Below are 20,003 nucleotides of genomic sequence, written 5' to 3' on the forward strand. Positions count from 1 at the left end.
GCCGGGCTTTTGAGGGGCGCGAGGAACTGCGCGCTCAGCCCCCACCGCCCCGCACCCAGGCGACGAGGGTCAGCCGGGCTTTTCAGGGGCGCGGGGAACTGCGCGACCAGCCCCACCGGGCCCGCACCCGACCAGCGACCCCCGCCTCCTCGCCCCCGCCCCCCGTCGCTCACATCGCCGACGGATCCTGAGGCCCCCGCCCCGACAGAACCTCCCCGTACGCCTGCATCAGATCCGGCAGACGCAACGTCGACAAGTCATCCCTCGTCAGCATCCCCGGATACACCGACAGCCGCAGATCCCGATACGCACAGCTCTTCTCGTACAGCGTCCGCAGGAACCGCCCGTTCCCCAGCTCGTCGATCCACCCCTGCTCCACCACATGCCCGGCGATCGAGCGCAGCTCGTCCAGCGCCTCCTCGTCCCACACATCCCCGTTCTCCGCCGCCAACACCTCCCCGATGGAGGTCAGTTCGAGCGGCCGGTACGAGGGGAAGTCGACGCGGGTGGTGAAGCGGGACGACAGTCCCGGGTTCGCGGCCAGCAGGCGGTCCATGCCCTCCGGGTAGCCCGCCAGGATCACCACCAGGTGGTCCCGGTTGTCCTCCGCCCGCTTCAGCAGCACCTGCAACGCCTCGTCCCCGTACGCATCCCCCTTGCCGTAACCGGAGTTGGACAGCGAATACGCCTCGTCGACGAACAACACGCCCCCGATCGCGGAGTCGATCAGCTCGTTCGCCTTCACCGCCGTCTGGCCGAGATACTCGCCCACCAGGTCCGCCCGCTGCGCCTCCACCAGGTGGTCGCCGCCGAGCAGCCCGAGCGCGTAGAACACCCGGCCCAGGATGCGTGCCACCGTCGTCTTGCCGGTGCCCGACGGGCCCGAGAAGACGAAGTGCCGCTTCGGCGGCTGGACCGGCAGCCCCTGCCCCGCCCGCAGTCGCGCCATGTTCAACTGGGCCGAGAGCGCCTTCACTTGGCGCTTCACCGGCTCCAGGCCCACCATCCGCTCCAGCTCCGCCAGAGCTTCCTCCAGCAGCGCCGGGTCGGTCGGGCCGGTCGGCAGCGGCTGTACCGGCAGCCCCGCCTTCTCCCGCACCGAGTCCGTCGCCGACGGCAACGGCGCTCCGGGCGGCGGGAGTTCGGGTTCCGACAGCTTCAGGTCGCGGCCCTCGCCGCCGAACAGGGGGTCGATGCCGTCCGGGCTCTCCAGCAGCTCCTGCCCGAGGCCGGTGAGCGTGATCGCCGCGAGGTCGGCCGCCTCGTCGTACCCGTCGCCCTCGGAGATCGCCGCGAGCCGCGCCGAGGTGTCCATGAACGCGGGGTCGACGCGGTGCACCGCCCGGTAGAGGGGGAGTGCCGCCGCCGAGCGGCCGGTGCCCTCGTGGGCCCGCGCCAGCCAGTACCGCAGCTCCTTGCGCTGCGGCTGCTCGCTGCGACAGCGCATCAGCGCCGCCGACAGCAAGGGCTCCGCCTGGCCGTACATCTCCAGGCGTACCCGGGCCATGCCGCCGAACAGGCCCGCCTCGATGCCCAGCATGGCGTCGTTGATCAACGGGTCGGTGTGCCGGACCAGTTGCTCCCAGTCCTTGACGAGATACGCGCGGCACGCGTGCAGGAAGCGGACCTGCGGGTCGGTGTCCACCGGCGGCAGCCCCGCCAACGCCCGGTCCAGCTCGGGCACATGGCGGCCGTCCAGCCAGTGCGAGGCGTGCGCGAGCAGCAGGTCGCGCGGGCTTTCGAGCACCGGCTGCACCCACCAGCCCAGCCAGTACCAGGAGTTGAGGGTCCGGCGGTGACGCGAGCGCTGCTCCCCGAAGCGCTCCCGGTGCCGGAACATCCGTAGCAGCGCGGTCGTCGTGTCGACGCGCAGCGCGTGCAGTCCGAGCCAGCCGTCGGCCATCCCGGGATCGATCCGCACCGCGGTGCGGAACTCCTCCTCCGCCTGCGGATAGGCGCCCATCGTGTAGGCGTCCACACCTCGCAGCCAGGCGAGGTCGGCCGGGGCCTCGGGGCCCTGCGTGCCGAAGTCCATCACGTCCCCCACAAACCGTGCCCCCGATTGCCTCTCCGACAGGCCGGTGCCCGTCGGCAGCTTGGTCGAACCGCTGTGCCGCGGACGGGAGTTGCAACGGTGCGCAGAGCAGCCGTCCGAGTCGCACCGAGGGCATCGTACCTGCGCCGAAGGTGCCCGCAGCAGGGTGCCGCACGGGACGTTTTACGAGGTGGGAGCAGATGGGGCGCACTCGGCGCGGTCACCGAGGGTGAGCGAATCGCGCCCAGTGACGGCCGGAAAACGGGGCGCGGGCAGAACGAAGCCCCCGATCACGGGGGAACAACCGGGGGCTTCGCGACTGCGGGCGGCTTCGAAACGGCCGCACATTGAGAACGTAAGACCTGTACGGCCAGTCGGTCAAGCCGAGTTGAGGCCCTCAAGCGAGTTGTGCGGCAAGGGTCTTCACAAGTTCAGCACACAGCCGACGGCCCGTCACGGTGCGTGAGAATCTGGTCTGATCCAACAGTCCCGGCAGGCCCCGGCAGCACCTTGTACCCCTCGCGGCACTGCCGTACCAGGAGGTCGGCGAACGGACGCGAGGGGTCCGCGGCGAAGTGCCGACGCTCCGCGCCGACCCACCCGGCCCAGAACTCGCTCTGGCCCGCCCCGTCCCGCGACCGCCCGCGCGTCCAGGCCTCCTCCTCGGCCAGTTCCATCCACAGCAGCCGCGCCAGGAACGGCCGCACCGCGTGCCGCCCGGCCCCGACGCCCTCCACCAGCACCACGGGCGCGGCGGGGAGCGTCCGGGGCGGGCCGAAGCGCCGGGACACCCAGTCGTAGGGGGCGTAGGAGGCGTTCTCGCCGCGCGACAGGGGTTCGGTCACCTGGCTGAGCAGGCGTTCCGTCCACTCGAACAGTTCTTCGTGGGTCGCGAGGTCGTCGAGGTGCAGCACCGGTGCCCCGCCGAGAGCAGTGGCCAGCCGCCCGGTGAACGTGGTCTTCCCGGACCCCGCGTGTCCGTCGACGGCGATCAGCCGGACGGGGCCGCAGGAGGGCGGCAGCCGGCGCAGGGTGCGTACGAGGTCGTGGATGGCGGGTCCCGGAGGGCGATCGGATTCGGACATATTGGCAGGGATCATTCTAGGGACCGGCCGGGTGCCGCTGCCGTCGGTGCCCCGGATCGCGCCAATGGTCGAGACCAATATTCCTGGGCGTGGCACGGCCTCGGGTGCTGGCAGGAGCAGGTCACCGGCGGTCATAGTGGGCCCAATCCGTGCACTGTCGTGCCCGTCTAGGACACCTGGGGGTCACCCGCCCATGAGCAGAGCCGAACAGCCGTCCCGCAGAACCGTGCTCACCGCGGCGGTGGCCGCGGCCGTCGCGGGCAGCGCGGGCCCGGCCACCGCCGACATCCCGGACGCGACCGGCCGCGACGCCGAGGCCGACCCCGTCCGCACAGTGGACAACCGCGCCTGGACCTCGTACGCGGACTGGTGCACCGGCACCCGCAAGGGTGCCCGTGCCGTCGCCGGTACGCGGCCCGGCGTCGTGATCGGCACGCCGGTAGGCAAGATTGACTACACCGACCCGCACACCGGGAGGACGGCGGCCTGGGAGTACGCGACCTGGACCTCCCTCACCCACCGCCTCGCGGTGCCCGCCACCGAGGTCATCGCCTCCTGGAACGCCCGCACCCCGGCCGGCACCTGGCTCCAGGTCGAGCTGACCGGCACGTACTCCGACGGCACCACGACGCCCTGGTACGTGCTCGGCCGCTGGGCCTCCGGCGACCAGGACATCAAGCGGACCTCCGTCGACGACCAGACCGACGGCAAGAGCACCGTCTGGACGGACACCCTCGCGATCGACGACCCGGCGACGGGCCTGCGTCTGGTCTCGTACCGGCTGCGCCTGACCCTCTACCGCAAGCCGGGCACCACGGCCACGCCCACCGTCTGGCGCGTCGGCGCGATGGGCTCCGACGTCCCGGACCGCTTCACCGTGCCCGCCTCGACGCCCGGCCCCGCCAGGGAGCTGCTGGTCCCGCGCTACTCGCAGGAGATCCACACCGGCCAGTACCCCGAGTACGACAACGGCGGCGAGGCCTGGTGCAGCCCCACCTCCTCGCAGATGATCATCGAGTACTGGGGCCGGAAGCCCACCGCGCAGCAACTCGCCTGGGTCGACCCGGCCTACGCCGACCCCCAGGTGTGCCACGCGGCCCGCTTCACCTACGACTTCCAGTACGGCGGCTGCGGCAACTGGCCGTTCAACGCGGCCTACGCGGCGACCTACCCGGACCTCCAGGGCGTGGTCACCCGGCTCGGCTCGCTCACCGACCTGGAGACGCTGATCGCGGCCGGTGTCCCGGCCATAACGTCCCAGTCGTTCCTCAAGACCGAGCTGACCGGGGCGGGTTACGGCACCTCCGGCCATCTGATGACGGTGATCGGCTTCACCGCCGACGGTGACGTGATCGCCAACGACCCGTTCTCGGCGAGCAACGAGGCCGTGCGCCGGGTCTACGCGCGGCGGGAGTTCGAGAACATCTGGCTGCGGACCAAGCGGTACAACGCGAGCGGCAAGGTCGTCTCCGGCACCGGCGGCGTCTGCTACCTGTACTTCCCGGCCCGCCCGATCGCCGCCCAGCTGGCCGCGCTCGCGGCGGTGGGCGTGCGCTGACCACCGGGAGCGTGCGGCGGCCCCCGGGAGACCGGGGGCCGTCCGTTTCCGGCCGGATGTGACCAAGGTCTCCGCCGGGAAACCCCCGATGAATGGCAAGGTGGACAGAACGGTGGGGGGAGTCCATCGCACACCGACCTCAGCGAGATGCCATGACCGCGAGCACTGCCGCAGCCCCCGTCCGCACCCGTACCGGCGGTCCCCAGGAGGACGGCCCGAAGATCTTCGAGCACGTCATGGGCTGGACCTTCGTGGTCGTGCTCGCCATGCTCGTCGCCCAGCTCGGCCTGCTCTGATCCGGTGCGGTCCGCCCCGGATCGGGTGCCGATGCCCTCGATCGGAGTCGAACGTGCAGCTGGCTCCGGTCTGCCATACTTCGGATGTCCCGCCCGCAGTTGGAGACCAGGGCCCCGAATTGAACAGTAGTAGACAGCCTGCCGCCGAACGCCCGCGGGCCCGCGGCACCGACCGTTCCCTGGCGCGTCGCGCCGAACTCATCGCCATCGGGCGGAAGTTGTTCGCCGACCGGTCGTACGACGCACTGTCGATGGACGACATCGCCCGCCAGGCACAGGTCGCCAAAGGGCTGATCTACTACTACTTCCAGTCGAAGCGCGGCTACTACCTGGCCATCGTCGAGGACTCGGTCGCCGATCTGGTCACCTTCGCGTCCAGCGGTCTCGACCACGCCCCCGTGGACCGGGTGCACCGCACCATGGACGCCTACCTCCGCTTCGCCGAGCACAACCAGGCCGCCTACCGCACCATCGTCAGCGGCGGCGTCGGCTTCGACGCCGAGGTGCACGCCATCCGGGACGGCGTGCGCGAGGCGATCGTCGCGACCATCGCCGAGGGCGCGTACGGCAGACAGGACATCGGCCCGCTGGCCCGCATGGGCCTGTTCGGCTGGGTGTGCAGCGTGGAGGGCGCCACCCTCGACTGGATCGACCGCCCCCAGCTCTCCCGCGACACCATGCGCGAACTCCTCGTGAAGATGCTGGGCGGCGCCCTGCGCGCCATCGAGGAACTCGACCCGGCCTACGTGACACCGGAACCGGCCCGCCGCGACAACTGACGCCAGCGCGAGGGCAGATCGACGCCGGACCGACGGCAGCGGGGGCGGAAGCTCGTGGCTCCCGCCCCCGACCACCCTCCGGGTGCGCCTACTTGATCGCCCTGATCAGCTCACCGTTAGAGGTGTCGCCGCTCAGTTCCCAGAAGAAGGTGCCGCCCAGCCCCTGCTGGTCCTTGTACGCCATCTTCGTGCGGATGGTCGCCGGGGTGTCGTAACTCCACCAGTCGCTCCCGCACTTGGCGTACGCCGTCCCGCCGACGGTGCCGGTCGCGGGGCACTTGGACTTCAGCACCTTGTAGTCCTCGAAGCCCGCCTCGTACGTGCCTGCCGCGGGCCCGGTCGCCGTGCCGCCGGGCGCCGACTGCGTGACGCCGGTCCAGCCGCGCCCGTAGAAGCCGATGCCGAGCAGCAGCTTCGAGGCCGGGATGCCGAGGCCCTTGAGCTTCGCGATGGTCGCCGAGGTGTGGTTGTAGGCCTCCGGGATACCGGGGTACGAGTTCAGCGCCGAGTGCGGTGCGGTCGGTCCCGTCGCCGCCCAGGCGCCGAAGAAGTCGTACGTCATCGGGTTGTACCAGTCGACGTACCGGGCAGCGCCCGCGTAGTCCGCCGCGTCGATCTTGCCGCCGGGGGTGGCGTCGGCCGTGATCGCCGCCGTGACCAGGTCACGGGGGCCGAACTTGGCCCGCAGCGCCGCCATCACGTCCTTGAAGGCCGCCCGGCCGCTGGTGTCACAGGTCAGACCGCAGGTGTTCGGGTACTCCCAGTCGATGTCGATGCCGTCGAAGACGTCGGCCCACCGGGAGTTCTCGACCAGGTCGTAGCAGGACTTGGCGAACGCGGCCGGGTTCCGCGCGGCCTCGCCGAAACCGCCCGACCAGGTCCAACCGCCGAACGACCAGAGGACCTTGAGGTTCGGGTGCTTCCGCTTCAGCTCGCGCAGCTGGTTGAAGTTGCCGCGCAACGGCTGGTTCGCGGTGTCGGCGACCCCGTCCACCGACTCGGCGGCGGTGTACGCCCGGCCGGTCGCCGCCTCGGCGTCGCCCATCACGCACTTGCCGCCGGTGACGTTGCCGAAGGCGTAGTTGATGTGGGTCAGTCGGGCGGCCGAACCGGACGTCTCGATGTTCTTGACGTAGTACTTGCGGTCGTACGTGCCCCAGTCGGTGAAGTAGCCGAGAACCTTGGAACCGGCGGCCTTGGGGACGTGTTTCGCGGTGGTCTTCGAGGCCGGCTGGGCCGTCTGCGCGGCGGTCGCGGTGCCGCCCGTGCCGGCCAGCAGTCCGGCGCCGAGAACGGCACAACACGCGGCGGACACAAGAGCCTTGAAACGGGTGCGGGGGAGCTGCGGTCGGTGCATCGAGCTGTCTCCTCGGAGGGGAGGGGAGCGTGGGGGAGGTGATGTCCGGAACTGCGGGCACAGTAGGTGGACTAGACCAGTACGGTCAATGGTTCGGACCAATTTCCGGTCAAGTCGACTGCCCCGGAATGTGATCGAATAAACGGTCGTTAACCGGTGACGCGGTGCCGCCGATCGGGCATACTCGCAGCTCCACAGCCGTTCGCCGACCGCTTCCGTGACCCGGAAGGGCCAGCATCGGCCGTGACCAGTGAGACCGGCGGACGCCCCCTACTCGGGCGCGCGTGTGCCGTCGCGCCCGACAGGGAGGAGAGCGTCGACATGCCCGACCACGCCCCGCAGCCGGTGGACCGTCAACTGCCCACGGACGAGGCCCGGGACCTGATCTCGCTCGTCCGGGACATCGCCCAGCGCGAGATCGCCCCGAAGGCGGCCGAGGAGGAGGACGCCGGACGCTTCCCGCGCGAAGTCTTCGCCCTGCTCTCGGAGTCGGGGCTGCTCGGCCTCCCGTACTCCGCCGAACACGGCGGCGGGGACCAGCCGTACGAGGTCTACCTCCAGGTCCTCGAAGAGCTGGCCGCGGCCCGTCTCACCGTCGGACTCGGCGCCAGCGTGCACACCCTGTCCTGCCATGCCCTGGCGAGCTACGGCACCAAGGAGCAGCAGGCCGAACACCTGCCCGCGATGCTCGGCGGCGGCCTCCTCGGCGCGTACTGCCTCTCCGAGCCCGCGTCCGGCTCCGACGCCGCCTCGCTCAGCACGAAGGCCGTCCGGGACGGCGAGGACTGGGTCCTCACTGGCACCAAGGCCTGGATCACGCACGGCGGCATCGCCGACTTCTACACGGTCATGGCGCGCACCGGCGAGGACGGCCCGCGCGGCATCACCGCGTTCCTGGCCCCCGGTGACGCGGCCGGGCTCAACGCCTCGGCGCCGGAACGGAAGATGGGCATGAAGGGCTCACCCACCGCCCAGGTCAACTTCGACGGGGTCCGGCTGGCGGCCGGCCGGCGCATCGGCGAGGAGGGGCAGGGCTTCGCGATCGCACTGTCCGCGCTCGACTCGGGGCGGCTCGGCATCGCGGCCTGCGCGATCGGCCTGGCCCAGGCGGCACTTGACGAGGCGGTGGCCTACGCGACCGGGCGCAGGCAGTTCGGCCGGCCGATCTCCGACTTCCAGGGGCTGCGCTTCCTGCTCGCGGACATGGCCACGCAGATCGAGGCGGGCCGCGCGCTGTACCTCGCGGCGGCACGGCTGCGGGACGCGGGCCAGCCGTTCGCCAAGCAGGCCGCGATGGCCAAACTCCTGTGCACCGACGCGGCGATGAAGGTCACCACGGACGCGGTCCAGGTGCTCGGGGGGTACGGCTACACTGCGGACTTCCCCGTGGAGCGCTACATGCGCGAGGCGAAGGTCCTGCAGATCGTCGAGGGCACCAACCAGATCCAGCGGATGGTCATCGCCCGTCACCTCGCGGGTCCGGAGACCCGCTGAACGGATCGACCACGATCCCGAGCCCGATCGGCGGCGCCGCGAGCCGGACCCACTCCGGGTCGTAGCGCCCCGGCAGGGTGCGGCCACGGTCGGCCCAAGTGCGCAGCAGGGCGCGGTAGATGGGCGGCTCGGGTGGCACGGGTGGAGCGATCGGGTTCGGCCGACGTCGCGGAACCGATTCTTCCGCGGCGGAGTCATAGTCGTAGGAGTGGCGCGGACGTCCCGGCGCCGCATACGTGGAGGTCGTCATGCCAGGGCAACGCGGTGACGGTCGTTCAGGTCACCGCGCCCCGGATTCGGCCCTGCGTTCGCGACGGGCCCCGCGAAGAGGCGCGCGCACTGAACCCGCACCACGGCGGCCTGCGAGCCAAGGTGCAGGGGCAGTCAGGAGAGACGAGCGGCTGCTCCCGGGCGGGAGCGGCGGCGCTCAGGCGGCGTCGCGCCGCATCACGGGGACCCGCATCGGGCGTGAGCCCGGGCCGCCGACGTGCGAGAAGGGCTGGGTCCGCCAGTCGAGTCCCTGCGGGAGCGTCAGCAGCAGGGCGGTGTGCTGCTCCTGGGGCTCCGCGGACTCGTCGTCCGCGGGCCGGGCGTCGGCCGCCGCTCGGCCCGTACCGGCGCAGACCGTGAGCCCGAACGGGTTCCACGGCGAGGCGCACAGCGCGTGCTCCGGGAGGACCTCCTCGTCGGCGAGCAGCGCGATTGGCTGCGCGCAGTCCGGGCAGACGACCCGGAACATCTCGAAGGTGTCGTAGTCGTCGAGTTCGTCGCCGTCGAGCGCGTCCGGTTCGACGCCCTCCGGCTCGGGTTCGATGACCAACTGGGGCCTCTTGGACGCGGTGCGACCAGGGCGCTTAAGACTCTGCATGGGTTACTCCCCCTCGGGCTGGGCCGACCAGGCACTGCGGCCTCGGCCACAGCAAGCACTTCCCGCCCGGTCTCGGCGGTAATCACGAGACCATCACAGAGCCTGTTCGAGGCCTGTGGCGTTCGTCACATGCCGCTCGCAGGTGCCGGTGGCGATGCTTTTGTCCCTCATCCGGTTCACAGGACACTCCCAGGCACATCACGAACAGGGTATGACCTGCACCGCTCAGGTATCGGATGAGATCAACCGCCCTGTAGGTTCTCCGCCATGGAGGAGCTGGACCGACAGATCGTGCAGCTGCTCGTCAAGGACGGGCGGATGAGCTACACCGACCTGGGCAAGGCCACGGGCCTGTCCACGTCTGCCGTGCACCAGCGGGTGCGCCGGCTGGAACAGCGTGGCGTCATCCGCGGTTACGCCGCGGTCGTCGACCCGGAGGCCGTGGGCCTGCCCATGACGGCCTTCATCTCGGTGAAACCCTTCGACCCCAGCGCCCCGGACGACATCGCGGAACGCCTCCGCGACGTCCCGGAACTGGAGGCGTGCCACAGCGTGGCGGGCGAGGAGAACTACATCCTCAAGGTCCGCGTGGCCACCCCGCACGAACTGGAGGAACTCCTGGCAAGGGTCCGCACCCTGGCAGGCGTCTCGACCCGCACGACGGTCGTTTTGTCGACACCGTACGAGGCGAGACCACCGAAGATCTGACACGGGGCCGGACGGGGCCGCCCCGACTGGCCGTGGGCAGAGGCCCGGCGCGAGCGAAACGTCTCACCTACCACGAGCCACGCCGCCGCAGGAGCCCGACGCAAGCGCTGCGCGGCGGCGGTTTTGGCCCCCCTCGGGCCTGATGCGGTCAGGCGCTCCGCGCACCGCTATGGGCAGCAGGCCCGCTCGGTGCCGGGCTGCCGCGAGCAGGTGTTTCGTGTGCGGCAGCGGGTAGCTGTCAGCCCCGCCCTGCTGCGACCTGGAGTCTTGCGCGTGTGCTGCGCGGTAGTCGCCTTGCCCCTGAGCCTGCTGTGGCCAGGCGTTTCGTGTGCGGCTACGGGTAGCTGCCCGCCCCCGCCCTGCTGCGACCGGGCGTCCCGCGCGCGGGACTGCGTGGCAACAGCCTTGCCCCGAGCCCGCTGTGGCCAGCCGCTCCGCCCGCCGCCCGTGGGCAGCCGCCCTGCCCCGCTTCGCCGTGGGCGGACGTTTCGTGTACCGCCACGGGCAACTGGCCCGCTCCCCGCTGCAGCCACCCCCCGCGAGCGCTGCGCGGCGACAACCACGCCCCGCCGCCCCCACCGCTGTGGCCAGACGCCCCGAGCAGCGGCACTGAGGTAGCCGCTCCGCCCGCCTCCGCTGCAGCCCGGCGCCCCCCTCGCGAGTGCTGCGCGGCGCCAGCCCCGCCGCCCCTCACCCCTGTGACCAGGCGCCCCGAGCAGCCGCACCGAGGTAGCCCCCACGCCCCGCCCGCCCCCGCTGTAGACAAACGTTCCGCAAGGCGGAACGGGTGGGCACAGTCAGCAGTGCCGGGCCCCGCCCAAACACGCCCCACGTGCAGCACAGGCACGCGTCCGCGAGAAACTGTTCCCCATGAGTGAACGCCCAGCCCAGCCCGACACCCTTCTCCTCCGCGGCGGCGAAGTGCACAGCCCCGCCGACCCCTTCGCGACCGCGATGGTCGTCGAGCGGGGCCGTATCGCCTGGGTCGGCTCGGAAGGCGCCGCTGACGCCTTCGCGGGTGCGGCGGACGAGGTGATCGACCTTGACGGCGCCCTCGTCACCCCGGCGTTCACCGACGCACATGTGCACACCACCGCCACCGGGCTCGCCCTCACCGGACTCGACCTCTCCGACGCCCCCACCCTCGACGCGGCCCTCACCCTCGTTCGGGAGTTCGCAGCCGCCCGCCCCATCGACCGCGTCCTCCTCGGGCACGGCTGGGACGCCGCCCGCTGGCCCGGAGGCCGCCCCCCGACCCGCGCCGAACTCGACGAGGCCACCGGTGGACGCCCGCTGTACCTCAGCCGGATCGACGTCCACTCGGCGGTCGTCACGACGGCACTGCTCGACCTGGTCAAGGGCGACACCGGCCGCCCAGACGCCCCGCTCACCGGCGACGCCCACCACAGGGTCAGGGCCGCCGCCCTGGGCGCCGTGACCCCGGCGCAGCGCACCGAGGCCCAGCGGGCCGCCCTCGCCCGCGCCGCCTCCCTCGGCATCGGCTCCGTACACGAATGCGCGGGCCCCGACATCTCCTCGGAGGACGACTTCACCGGGCTGCTCCGGCTCGCCGCCGAGGAGTCCGGTCCCCGTGTTGTCGGCTACTGGGCCGAACAGGATGTCGAGAAGGCCCGCGCCCTCGGCGCGATCGGCGCCGCCGGTGACCTGTTCGTCGACGGCGCCCTCGGCTCGCACACCGCCTGCCTGCACGAGCCGTACACCGACCAGGACGGCCACACAGGCACCGCCTACCTGGACACCGCCGCCGTCACCGCCCACGTCGTCGCCTGCACCGAGGCGGGCCTCCAGGCGGGCTTCCACGCCATCGGGGACGCCGCCGTGACCTCCGTGGTCGACGGCATCCGCGCCGCCGCCGAGAAGGTCGGCCTGGCCCGCGTCCGCGCCGCCCGGCACCGCGTCGAACACGCCGAGATGCTCACCCCCGAGACCATCGCCGCCTTCGCCGAACTGGGCCTCACCGCCTCCGTGCAGCCCGCCTTCGACGCCCTGTGGGGCGGCGAGGACGGCATGTACGCCCAGCGCCTCGGCACCGACCGTGCGCGCGCCCTGAACCCCTTCGCGGCCCTCCTGAAGGCCGGTGTCCCCCTCGCCCTGGGCTCGGACAGCCCCGTCACCCCGCTCGACCCCTGGGGCACGGTCCGCGCCGCCGCCTTCCACCGCACCCCCGAGCACCGCATCTCGGTCCGTGCCGCCTTCACCGCCCACACCCGGGGCGGCTGGCGGGCCGTCGGACGCGACGACGCCGGCGTCCTGGTCCCGGGCGCCCCCGCGGACTACGCCGTCTGGCGCACCGGTGCCCTCGTGGTCCAGGCCCCCGACGACCGCGTCGCCCGCTGGTCCACCGACCCCCGCTCCGGCACCCCGGGCCTGCCCGATCTCACCCCGGGCGCCGACCTTCCCGTATGCCTGCGCACGGTGGTGGGCGGACGAACGGTGTTCGTACGGCCGGGCGAGTGATCTCCCGGGGTGGCGCGGTACGGATCACCGGCCGACACGCCGGGGCGCGACCTGCGCATCCTCGGCGCTGACCTGGGGGTTGAGGAAAGAACCGCAGGCCACGCGGCTGTTGACAGCCGACGGCAGGTGGCCGGTAGGTTCGGCCGGGTCCACCACCGGACGCCCGACCGGGGAACCTCCGCGCAGTCGCCGCAGCGCCGCTGGGTCAGGGATGGTGTGCCGCACCGGCGCACCGTCACTGGCAGCCAGGCTCAGCGTCCGCGCCACGGCGACGGAACGTTCCATCGGGTCGGCAAGGTGTGACCCGGGTGGGGCCCGGACGTCCAGTAGACAACGGCTTTCGGTCGACCCGCAGCCAGCGGGTCCCAGGTCGGCCCGAAGGGCGCCGGGCCCCGATCCGCAGTGCGCACAGGTGACGAAGCGGACTCCTTACCCGGCTCTTTCCGAATAGACACCCCCGTACTCATGTGCTGACACGTCGGCGCAGGCTGCGGCCACTATGGTGGACCTCTGCGTACGGACTTGAAGGGGCAGCAGTGAACGACGGCGACGGGACCCTCGCGGCAGAAGCCCAGGGGAGGCGGTTCGGCCCGCTCGGCACGGCCTTGGTGATCATCCCGACCTACAACGAGGCGGAGAACATCAAGAAGATCGTCGGCCGGGTGCGCGAGGCCGTCCCCGACGCCCACGTGCTCGTGGCCGACGACAACAGCCCCGACGGCACCGGCAAGCTCGCCGACGAACTGGCCGTCGACGACGACCAGGTCCAGGTGCTGCACCGCAAGGGCAAGGAGGGCCTCGGCGCCGCCTACCTCGCGGGCTTCCAGTGGGGCATGGACAACGGCTACGGCGTCCTGATCGAGATGGACGCCGACGGCTCCCACCAGCCCGAGGAACTGCCCCGTCTGCTGACCGCCCTCAAGGGCGCCGACCTGGTCCTCGGCTCCCGCTGGGTGCCCGGCGGCCGGGTGGTCAACTGGCCCAAGTCCCGTGAGTTCATCTCCCGCGGCGGCAGCCTCTACTCCCGGATCGCCCTGGACCTCCCGCTCCGCGACATCACGGGCGGCTACCGCGCCTTCCGCACGGAGACCCTCCAGGGCCTCGGCCTCGAAGAGGTCGCCTCCCAGGGCTACTGCTTCCAGGTCGACCTCGCCCGCCGCGCGATCAGGGCCGGTTACCACGTGGTCGAGGTCCCCATCACCTTCGTGGAGCGCGAGCACGGCGACTCCAAGATGAGCCGCGACATCCTCGTCGAGGCGCTCTGGCGGGTCACGACGTGGGGCGTGGCGGAGCGGGTGAACAAGGCCCGGGGCAAGACTCCGAAGCAGCCGTAGCGGCCCGTAGCAGGCGTAGCGGGCTTCCCGGACCGGTCCGGACCTGTCGGTACGACCTCACAGGCACTGTTGATCATCCGCTTATCCCGTGCTGAGCCCGGCCCAGGCACACTGGATGCATGACGACTGGCGCACCGACCCCCACCTACCCCGCCCGGCCGCGGCGCTCCCGGCTGCGCACCTACCTGCCGCTGGGCATCGCCGCCTGGCTGGTGCTGGAGATCTGGCTGCTGACCGTGGTCGCCGGCGCGGCGAGCGGTTTCACCGTCTTCCTGCTGCTGGTCGCCGGTTTCGTGCTCGGCTCCGTGGTGATCAAGCGGGCCGGCCGCCGGGCCTTCCGCAACCTCACCGAGACGCTGCAACAGCAGCAGGGCGGTGCGCCGGCGGTCTCCGCGGCCCGGCCCGGCGGCAGCGAGGGCAACGGCCTGCTGATGCTCGGCGGCCTCCTGCTCATGATCCCCGGCCTGATCTCGGACGCGGTGGGCCTGCTCCTGCTGATCCCTCCGCTCCAGAAGGCGATCAGCCGCTACGCGGAGCGCATCTTCGAACGCAAGCTGAGTGAGGCGACCCAGGGCACCCTGGGCGACGCCTTCCAGCAGGCCCGTATGCACCGCCCGGACGGCAAGGTGGTCCAGGGCGAGGTCATCAAGGATGAGGGCACGGGCTCTTAGCCCGGGGAGCGGTTGGGGTGTCCGGGGCTGCGGCCCCGGACACCCCAACACCCACTCGCCGCCCGAAAGGCACAGAACTCACCGCCCGAAAAACGCAAAACCGCAGGCACCGTACGCAGACCTCACGTACGGCACCCGCGGTATCACGCGTGCGTTGTATGCCGCCCAGCCCCCTGAAAGGGCTACGCGGACTTGCGGCTGTCCCGCGGATGTACCGCGATGTTCATCGCTCCGGAGCGGAGTACGGCCAGTCGCTCCTCAAGGACCTCTTCGAGTTCCTCTCGGGTGCGCCGCTCCATCAGCATGTCCCAATGCGTACGCGCGGGCTTGGCCTTCTTCTCCTCAGGGCCGTCGCCGTCCACGAGGAGTGCCTGGGCCCCGCAGACCTTGCACTCCCACTCCGGCGGAATCTCCGCCTCGACCGAGAAGGGCATCTCAAAGCGATGTCCCTTCTCGCATGCGTACTCCACGGCCTGGCGCGGGGCCAGGTCGATGCCGCGGTCCGTCTCGTAGCTGGTCACCACGAGGCGCGTGCCGCGAAGAGCTCGCTCACTCATGAATCGTGCCTCCCGGGCTTGTCGCCCACAGGACAGGTGTCGCTGTCGTCGTCATCCGGTCAACGTCCGGTCGGCGGTAAAGATTCCCGTCCCGTGTCCCGTTTCGGGTAATGCGTCGCCGTCGTAGCCGCCCCTTGTTGTACCCACCAGCGCCCGGTTTGTCACATCTGAAAGCAGATGTCACCCAGCGTTTCGTCATCTTTGACGCGCAGTAACGGTCCGCCTGGCAGGCCAACGGCGTACACTACCGCTCTTTTGCCGCCGATGCTAAATCCTTTCGGGAACAGGATTTCCCGCGTCGCGGATCGCCCGCCCCACCGGAACCCGTGCGAGCAGCACGAATCCGATGACGAAGAAGGCCACGAGCGAGATGATCGCGTCCCGGTAGCTGCCCGTGAGCTGATAGGTGATCCCGAACAGCAGCGGGCCGAGCCAGCTCATACCCCGGTCGCTCATCTCGTACGCCGAGAAGTATTCGGCCTCCTTGCCGGGCGGCACCAGATGCGAGAACAAGGACCGGGACAGGGCCTGGCTGCCGCCGAGGACCAGGCCGATCCCGGAGGCCAGCACGAAGAACCACACCGGCGCTCCGGCCGGCAGGAAGTACCCCGCCGCCAGGGTCACCGTCCACGCCACCAGCGATCCGAGAATCGTCCGCTTGGCCCCGTACACCCGGGCCAGTCGGCCCATCCCCAGCGCCCCGGCCACCGCGAGCACCTGGACCAGCAGCACCGCCCCGATGAGGGTGGACTGGCCGAGCCCGAGTTCCTCCGAGCCGTACACCGAGGCCTGGGAGATCACCGTCTGGATGCCGTCGTTGTAGACGAGGTAGGCGAGCAGGAAGGAGAGGGTGAGCGGATGGCGGCGCATGTCCCGGATGGTCGCCGCGAGCTGCCGCAGCCCCGGGGAGGTGGCCTTCGCCTTCTTTCCCGCTTCGTCTCCCGTCTCCTCTTCGGCGGCCCTGCGGTCGCGGAGCCTGCGCAGGGGTACGAGGGTGAAGGCGCCCCACCACAGGCCCGCGGAGGCCAGACAGATCCGGACGGCCATGCCCTCGGAGAGGCCGAAGGAGTCGTGGGCCGTGTACAGCACCAGGTTGACGACGAGGACCAGCGAGCCAGCCGCGTAGCCGAACGCCCAGCCGCGCGAGGAGACCGCGTCGCGCTCCTCGACCGTGGCGATCTGGGGGAGGTAGGAGTTGTACAGCATCATCGACACGGACTGGGCCGCGTTGGCGACGATCAGCAGAAGTCCGCCCAGCAGATAGCGGTCGCCGTCGAGGAAGAACATGCCCGCGGTGGCCGTCGCGCCCACGTAGGCGGCGGCCCCCAGGAGCGGCTTCTTGCGGCCGGAGCGGTCGGCGGCGGCGCCCACCAGGGGCATGACCAGCACGGCGACGATGACCGACAGGGACACCGAGTACGCGAAGAACGAGCCCGCGCGGACCGGTATCCCCAGCGGATGCACGAACCCGTCCGCGTCGGCCGCCTCCTCGGCCACCGACGTCAGATAGGGGCCCAGGAACACGGTGAGCACGCTCGTCGAGTAGACGGAGCACGCCCAGTCGTAGAAGTACCAGCCGCGCTGCTCGCGCTTGCGCCCCGCGGCCTCGTCGGCCGTGTCGTCCCGCACGGTTTCGGTGCCCACCCGTGCCCCTCGCTTTCCCCGTGAAGGCGGTGCGCGCGGGGCGTCAGAACCAGGTGCCCCGGTCCTCCAGAACCTTGCGCAACGTGTCGATGTGATCGGTCATGATGCCATCGACTCCCAGGTCCAGGAGCCGGTGCATCCGATCGGGATCGTTGACCGTCCACACATGCACCTGCAGCCCGCGCGCGTGGGCGGTGCGCACGAACCTCCGGTCGACCACCGGGATGCCCGACTGCGACTCCGGAACCTGCGCGGCGACCGCCGACCTGCGCACCCCCACGGGCACACCCCAGGAGCGCAGCCGCAGATCGAGCACGCCCTTGGTGCCGTACGAGGTCGCCAGCCGCGGACCGGCCAGCCGCTGGGCGCGCACCACGCGTGCCTCGGAGAAGGAGCCGACGCAGATGCGGTCCCAGCAGCCGGTGCGCTCGATCAGCTCCAGGAGCGGGCCCAGCGCGGGCTCGGCCTTCACGTCCACGTTCCAGCGCGCCTCGGGGAAGGCTTCGAGCAGGTCCTCGAATAGGGGCACCGGCTCGCTGCCCGCCACGCGCGCGTGCTGTACGTCGGACCAGGGGAGGTCCGCGATCAGGCCGCCGCCGTCCGTCACCCGGTCGAGCGTCGAGTCGTGCAGGGCGACGAGTTTGCCGTCCGCCGTGCAGTGGACGTCGGTCTCCAGGTAGCGGTAGCCCGCGTCGACCGCCCGCCGGAACTGGAGCATCGTGTTCTCCAGCCCGTCCGCCGCTCCGCCCCGGTGGGCGAAGGGGATCGGGCCGGGATGGTCGAGGTAGGGATGGCGTATCCGCGGGGTCACGGTCGCAGTATCGCCTCTTCCGGTTGACCGGCGGCAACGACCGCGCTGCCGTCCGATGCCGCCGGGACGGCGAACACGCGCAGGAACAACTGGGCCAGCGGTCCGATCGCCACCGCGTACAGCACCGTACCGATACCAACCGTGCCGCCCAGGGCGAAGCCCGTCGCCACGACCGCGACCTCGATCGCCGTACGGACCAGCCGGATCGAGCGGCCGGTGCGCCGGTGCAGGCCGGTCATCAGGCCGTCGCGCGGGCCCGGGCCGAAGCTCGCCGCGATGTAGAGGCCGGTGGCCACGCCGTTGAGGACGATGCCGGCCAGCAGGAGCGGCACGCGGGCGGCGAGGGCGTGCGCGTCGGGGACCAGGGCGAGCGTGCCGTCCATCGCGAGGCCGACGACGAAGACGTTCGAGACCGTGCCGAGGCCCGGGCGCTGGCGGAGCGGTATCCACAGGAGCAGGACGGCCGCGCCCACGAAGATCGACACGACGCCGATCGTCAGCCCCGTCAGCTCGGCCAGCCCCTGGTGGAGCACGCCCCAGGGCTCCAGGCCGAGGCCCGACTCGACGAGCAGCGCCGAGCTGGCGCCGTACAGCGCGAGACCGGTGTAGAGCTGGATCAACCGCCGGCCGAGACGGCCTTGCGCCGGCAACGAACTCACGAGCTGCCCCCTGTGGTGGTAGTGGCCTGACACATGACACCCTGTGGCTTGGGATCGGATCGCATCCATGGCCAATTCGGGGAAGGTGGACTGATTCGTATGGTGCAGTGGACTTCGGCGGTGGGTACCGCACAGCTCGCCCGACTGCTCACCTCGCAGCAGGACCGCCCCGCCGGCCCCGGCACCCGTCGCCCGCCCGCGTACCGCTCCCTCGCCGACGGCATCCGCCTGCTGGTGCTGGAGGGCCGCGTGCCGGTGGCCGCCCGCCTCCCTGCCGAACGCGAACTGGCCCTCGCGCTCTCCGTCAGCCGCACCACGGTCGCCGCCGCCTACGAGGCGCTGCGCGCCGAGGGCTTCCTTGAGTCCCGGCGCGGCGCGGGCAGCTGGACGGCCGTACCCGCGGGTAACCCGCTTCCCGCGCGCGGGCTCGAACCCCTGCCCCCGGAGGCGCTCGGCTCGGTGATCGACCTCGGTACGGCGGCCCTCCCAGCGCCCGAGCCCTGGCTCACCCGCGCGGTCCAGGGCGCCCTGGAGGAGCTGCCGCCGTACGCGCATACCCACGGCGACTACCCGGCCGGGCTGCCCGCCCTGCGCGCGATGATCGCCGAGCGGTACTCCGCGCGCGGGATCCCCACCATGCCTGAGCAGATCATGGTGACGACCGGCGCGATGGGCGCCATAGACGCGATCTGTCATCTCTTCGCCGGCCGGGGCGAGCGCATCGCCGTGGAGTCGCCGTCGTACGCCAACATCCTCCAGCTGATGCGGGAGGCGGGCGCCCGGCTCGTGCCCGTCGCGATGGCCGAGGGGCTCGCGGGCTGGGACCTGGACCGCTGGCGCCAGGTGCTGCGCGAGGCCGCGCCCCGGATCGCCTACGTCGTCGCCGACTTCCACAACCCCACCGGCGCCCTCGCCGACGAGGACCAGCGCCGCCAGCTCGTGGACGCGGCCCGGTCTGCGGGAACCGTGCTCGTCGCCGACGAGACGATGACCGAGCTGTGGCTGGAGCCGGACGTGGAGATGCCGAGGCCGGTGTGCGGCTTCGACCCCGCCGGGTCCACGGTCATCACGGTGGGGTCGGCGAGCAAGGCCTTCTGGGCCGGGATGCGCATCGGCTGGGTCCGGGCGGCCCCGGACGTGATCCGCAGCCTGGTCGCCGCGCGGGCCTACGCGGACCTGGGCACGCCCGTGCTCGAACAGCTGGCCATCAACTGGCTGCTGAGCACGGGCGGCTGGGAACAGGCGGTCCAGATGCGCCGCGAACAGGCCCGCGACAACCGGGACGCGCTGGTCACGGCGGTACGACGCGAGCTGCCGGACTGGGAGTTCACGGTGCCCCGGGGCGGGCTCACCCTGTGGGTCCGCACGGGCGGGCTGTCGGGGTCACGGCTCGCGGAGGCGGGGGAGCGGGTGGGAGTACGGGTGCCGTCGGGGCCGCGTTTCGGGGTCGACGGGGCTTTCGAGGGGTATGTGCGGCTGCCGTTCACCGTGGGGGGAGCGGTGGCGGAGGAGGCGGCTTTGCGGTTGGCCGCGGCGGCGCGGATCGTGGTGAGCGGGGGGTCTGGGGGAGGCGAGTCGCCCCGTAGTTTCGTGGCGTAGCGAGCGCAGTCGCGGGCATGCCCGCCGCTGGGGCCGTGTCCGCAGGTCTCGCCCCAGAGGAAGTGCCCTC

The 20,003-nt window shown here is 71.5% G+C and carries 18 protein-coding genes; 9 read left to right on the forward strand and 9 right to left on the reverse strand.

What is annotated here, in order from left to right; all coding sequences use genetic code 11:
- Positions 1 to 169 precede the first annotated feature (169 nt).
- Complete coding sequence (locus CW359_RS34345) at positions 170 to 2,035, reverse strand: AAA family ATPase (RefSeq protein ID WP_105974128.1); 1,866 nt, start codon at positions 2,033 to 2,035, stop codon at positions 170 to 172.
- A 431-nt stretch (positions 2,036 to 2,466) separates the two neighbouring features.
- A complete protein-coding gene (locus CW359_RS34350) occupies positions 2,467 to 3,120 on the reverse strand; it encodes a uridine kinase family protein (protein WP_105974129.1) in 654 nt (217 codons plus the stop codon).
- A gap of 193 nt (positions 3,121 to 3,313) precedes the next feature.
- On the opposite strand from CW359_RS34350, the gene CW359_RS34355 reads away from it, so the two are divergent.
- From CW359_RS34355 to CW359_RS34365, 3 genes are all read left to right on the forward strand, one after another.
- Entirely contained in the window at positions 3,314 to 4,678 is a 1,365-nt protein-coding gene (locus CW359_RS34355; protein WP_105974130.1) for a peptidase C39 family protein, read from the forward strand.
- A gap of 152 nt (positions 4,679 to 4,830) precedes the next feature.
- Positions 4,831 to 4,974 (forward strand): SCO1431 family membrane protein, encoded by a 144-nt coding sequence (locus CW359_RS34360; RefSeq protein WP_105974131.1) that lies wholly within the window; start codon positions 4,831 to 4,833, stop codon positions 4,972 to 4,974.
- A 119-nt stretch (positions 4,975 to 5,093) separates the two neighbouring features.
- Positions 5,094 to 5,753: a TetR/AcrR family transcriptional regulator gene (locus tag CW359_RS34365; RefSeq protein ID WP_105974132.1), complete on the forward strand. Its 660-nt coding sequence runs from the start codon at positions 5,094 to 5,096 to the stop codon at positions 5,751 to 5,753.
- 88 nt (positions 5,754 to 5,841) lie between these two features.
- Here CW359_RS34365 and CW359_RS34370 read toward each other — a convergent pair whose 3' ends face one another.
- On the reverse strand, positions 5,842 to 7,110 hold the full coding sequence (locus tag CW359_RS34370) for a glycoside hydrolase family 18 protein (RefSeq protein ID WP_105974133.1): 1,269 nt from the start codon (positions 7,108 to 7,110) through the stop codon (positions 5,842 to 5,844).
- A 321-nt stretch (positions 7,111 to 7,431) separates the two neighbouring features.
- Between CW359_RS34370 and CW359_RS34375 the strand changes: the two genes are divergently transcribed.
- Positions 7,432 to 8,604, forward strand: a complete 1,173-nt coding sequence (locus CW359_RS34375) for an acyl-CoA dehydrogenase family protein (RefSeq protein ID WP_105974134.1) — start codon at positions 7,432 to 7,434, stop codon at positions 8,602 to 8,604.
- On the opposite strand, the gene CW359_RS46830 is transcribed toward CW359_RS34375, so the two are convergent.
- A complete protein-coding gene (locus CW359_RS46830) occupies positions 8,567 to 8,854 on the reverse strand; it encodes a hypothetical protein (protein ID WP_232838734.1) in 288 nt (95 codons plus the stop codon). The two genes, CW359_RS34375 and CW359_RS46830, sit on opposite strands and share 38 nt — an antisense overlap.
- Positions 8,855 to 9,031: 177 nt before the next feature.
- Positions 9,032 to 9,472 carry a hypothetical protein gene (locus CW359_RS34385; protein ID WP_105974135.1) on the reverse strand — a complete coding sequence of 147 codons (441 nt, stop codon included), beginning with the start codon at positions 9,470 to 9,472 and terminating at the stop codon, positions 9,032 to 9,034.
- Between the two features lie 267 nt (positions 9,473 to 9,739).
- Between CW359_RS34385 and CW359_RS34390 the strand changes: the two genes are divergently transcribed.
- The 4 genes from CW359_RS34390 (at position 9,740) to fxsA (ending at position 14,663) form a co-directional block, all read left to right on the forward strand.
- The gene (locus CW359_RS34390) at positions 9,740 to 10,180 is read left to right on the forward strand and encodes an Lrp/AsnC family transcriptional regulator (protein WP_053740313.1); all 441 of its coding nucleotides are present in this window, start codon (positions 9,740 to 9,742) and stop codon (positions 10,178 to 10,180) included.
- Positions 10,181 to 11,050: 870 nt separating this feature from the next.
- Entirely contained in the window at positions 11,051 to 12,658 is a 1,608-nt protein-coding gene (locus CW359_RS34395) for an amidohydrolase (protein ID WP_105974136.1), read from the forward strand.
- Positions 12,659 to 13,194: 536 nt separating this feature from the next.
- On the forward strand, positions 13,195 to 13,992 hold the full coding sequence (locus CW359_RS34400) for a polyprenol monophosphomannose synthase (RefSeq protein ID WP_105974137.1): 798 nt from the start codon (positions 13,195 to 13,197) through the stop codon (positions 13,990 to 13,992).
- 119 nt (positions 13,993 to 14,111) lie between these two features.
- Positions 14,112 to 14,663 carry an FxsA family membrane protein gene (fxsA, locus tag CW359_RS34405; RefSeq protein WP_105974138.1) on the forward strand — a complete coding sequence of 184 codons (552 nt, stop codon included), beginning with the start codon at positions 14,112 to 14,114 and terminating at the stop codon, positions 14,661 to 14,663.
- A 182-nt stretch (positions 14,664 to 14,845) separates the two neighbouring features.
- Here fxsA and CW359_RS34410 read toward each other — a convergent pair whose 3' ends face one another.
- From CW359_RS34410 to yczE, 4 genes are all read right to left on the reverse strand, one after another.
- Positions 14,846 to 15,220, reverse strand: a complete 375-nt coding sequence (locus CW359_RS34410) for an RNA polymerase-binding protein RbpA (protein WP_003977404.1) — start codon at positions 15,218 to 15,220, stop codon at positions 14,846 to 14,848.
- 267 nt (positions 15,221 to 15,487) lie between these two features.
- On the reverse strand, positions 15,488 to 16,864 hold the full coding sequence (locus CW359_RS34415) for an MFS transporter (RefSeq protein WP_105974139.1): 1,377 nt from the start codon (positions 16,862 to 16,864) through the stop codon (positions 15,488 to 15,490).
- A gap of 43 nt (positions 16,865 to 16,907) precedes the next feature.
- Positions 16,908 to 17,675 (reverse strand): glycerophosphodiester phosphodiesterase family protein, encoded by a 768-nt coding sequence (locus CW359_RS34420; protein WP_105974140.1) that lies wholly within the window; start codon positions 17,673 to 17,675, stop codon positions 16,908 to 16,910.
- A complete protein-coding gene (yczE, locus tag CW359_RS34425) occupies positions 17,672 to 18,325 on the reverse strand; it encodes a membrane protein YczE (RefSeq protein WP_105974141.1) in 654 nt (217 codons plus the stop codon). The genes CW359_RS34420 and yczE overlap by 4 nt, the downstream gene beginning before the upstream one ends.
- 108 nt (positions 18,326 to 18,433) lie before the next feature.
- Here yczE and CW359_RS34430 point away from each other — a divergent pair, with 108 nt between their 5' ends.
- On the forward strand, positions 18,434 to 19,933 hold the full coding sequence (locus CW359_RS34430) for an SCO1417 family PLP biosynthesis transcription factor (protein ID WP_105974142.1): 1,500 nt from the start codon (positions 18,434 to 18,436) through the stop codon (positions 19,931 to 19,933).
- The last annotated feature ends 70 nt before the right edge of the window (positions 19,934 to 20,003 follow it).

This window comes from Streptomyces geranii (assembly GCF_002954775.1).
GTDB classification, from domain to species: Bacteria; Actinomycetota; Actinomycetes; order Streptomycetales; family Streptomycetaceae; genus Streptomyces; species Streptomyces geranii.

Bases quoted from the DNA above. Each gene is read 5' to 3' on its own strand.
- CW359_RS34370 (WP_105974133.1), bottom strand. From the start codon at position 7,110: ATGCACCGACCGCAGCTCCCCCGCACCCGTTTCAAGGCTCTTGTGTCC.
- CW359_RS34360 (WP_105974131.1), top strand. From the start codon at position 4,831: ATGACCGCGAGCACTGCCGCAGCCCCCGTCCGCACCCGTACCGGCGGT.
- CW359_RS34430 (WP_105974142.1), top strand. From the start codon at position 18,434: ATGGTGCAGTGGACTTCGGCGGTGGGTACCGCACAGCTCGCCCGACTG.
- CW359_RS34350 (WP_105974129.1), bottom strand. From the start codon at position 3,120: ATGTCCGAATCCGATCGCCCTCCGGGACCCGCCATCCACGACCTCGTA.
- CW359_RS46830 (WP_232838734.1), bottom strand. From the start codon at position 8,854: ATGACGACCTCCACGTATGCGGCGCCGGGACGTCCGCGCCACTCCTAC.
- CW359_RS34395 (WP_105974136.1), top strand. From the start codon at position 11,051: ATGAGTGAACGCCCAGCCCAGCCCGACACCCTTCTCCTCCGCGGCGGC.
- CW359_RS34345 (WP_105974128.1), bottom strand. From the start codon at position 2,035: ATGGACTTCGGCACGCAGGGCCCCGAGGCCCCGGCCGACCTCGCCTGG.
- CW359_RS34410 (WP_003977404.1), bottom strand. From the start codon at position 15,220: ATGAGTGAGCGAGCTCTTCGCGGCACGCGCCTCGTGGTGACCAGCTAC.
- CW359_RS34355 (WP_105974130.1), top strand. From the start codon at position 3,314: ATGAGCAGAGCCGAACAGCCGTCCCGCAGAACCGTGCTCACCGCGGCG.
- fxsA (WP_105974138.1), top strand. From the start codon at position 14,112: ATGACGACTGGCGCACCGACCCCCACCTACCCCGCCCGGCCGCGGCGC.
- CW359_RS34390 (WP_053740313.1), top strand. From the start codon at position 9,740: ATGGAGGAGCTGGACCGACAGATCGTGCAGCTGCTCGTCAAGGACGGG.
- CW359_RS34385 (WP_105974135.1), bottom strand. From the start codon at position 9,472: ATGCAGAGTCTTAAGCGCCCTGGTCGCACCGCGTCCAAGAGGCCCCAG.
- CW359_RS34375 (WP_105974134.1), top strand. From the start codon at position 7,432: ATGCCCGACCACGCCCCGCAGCCGGTGGACCGTCAACTGCCCACGGAC.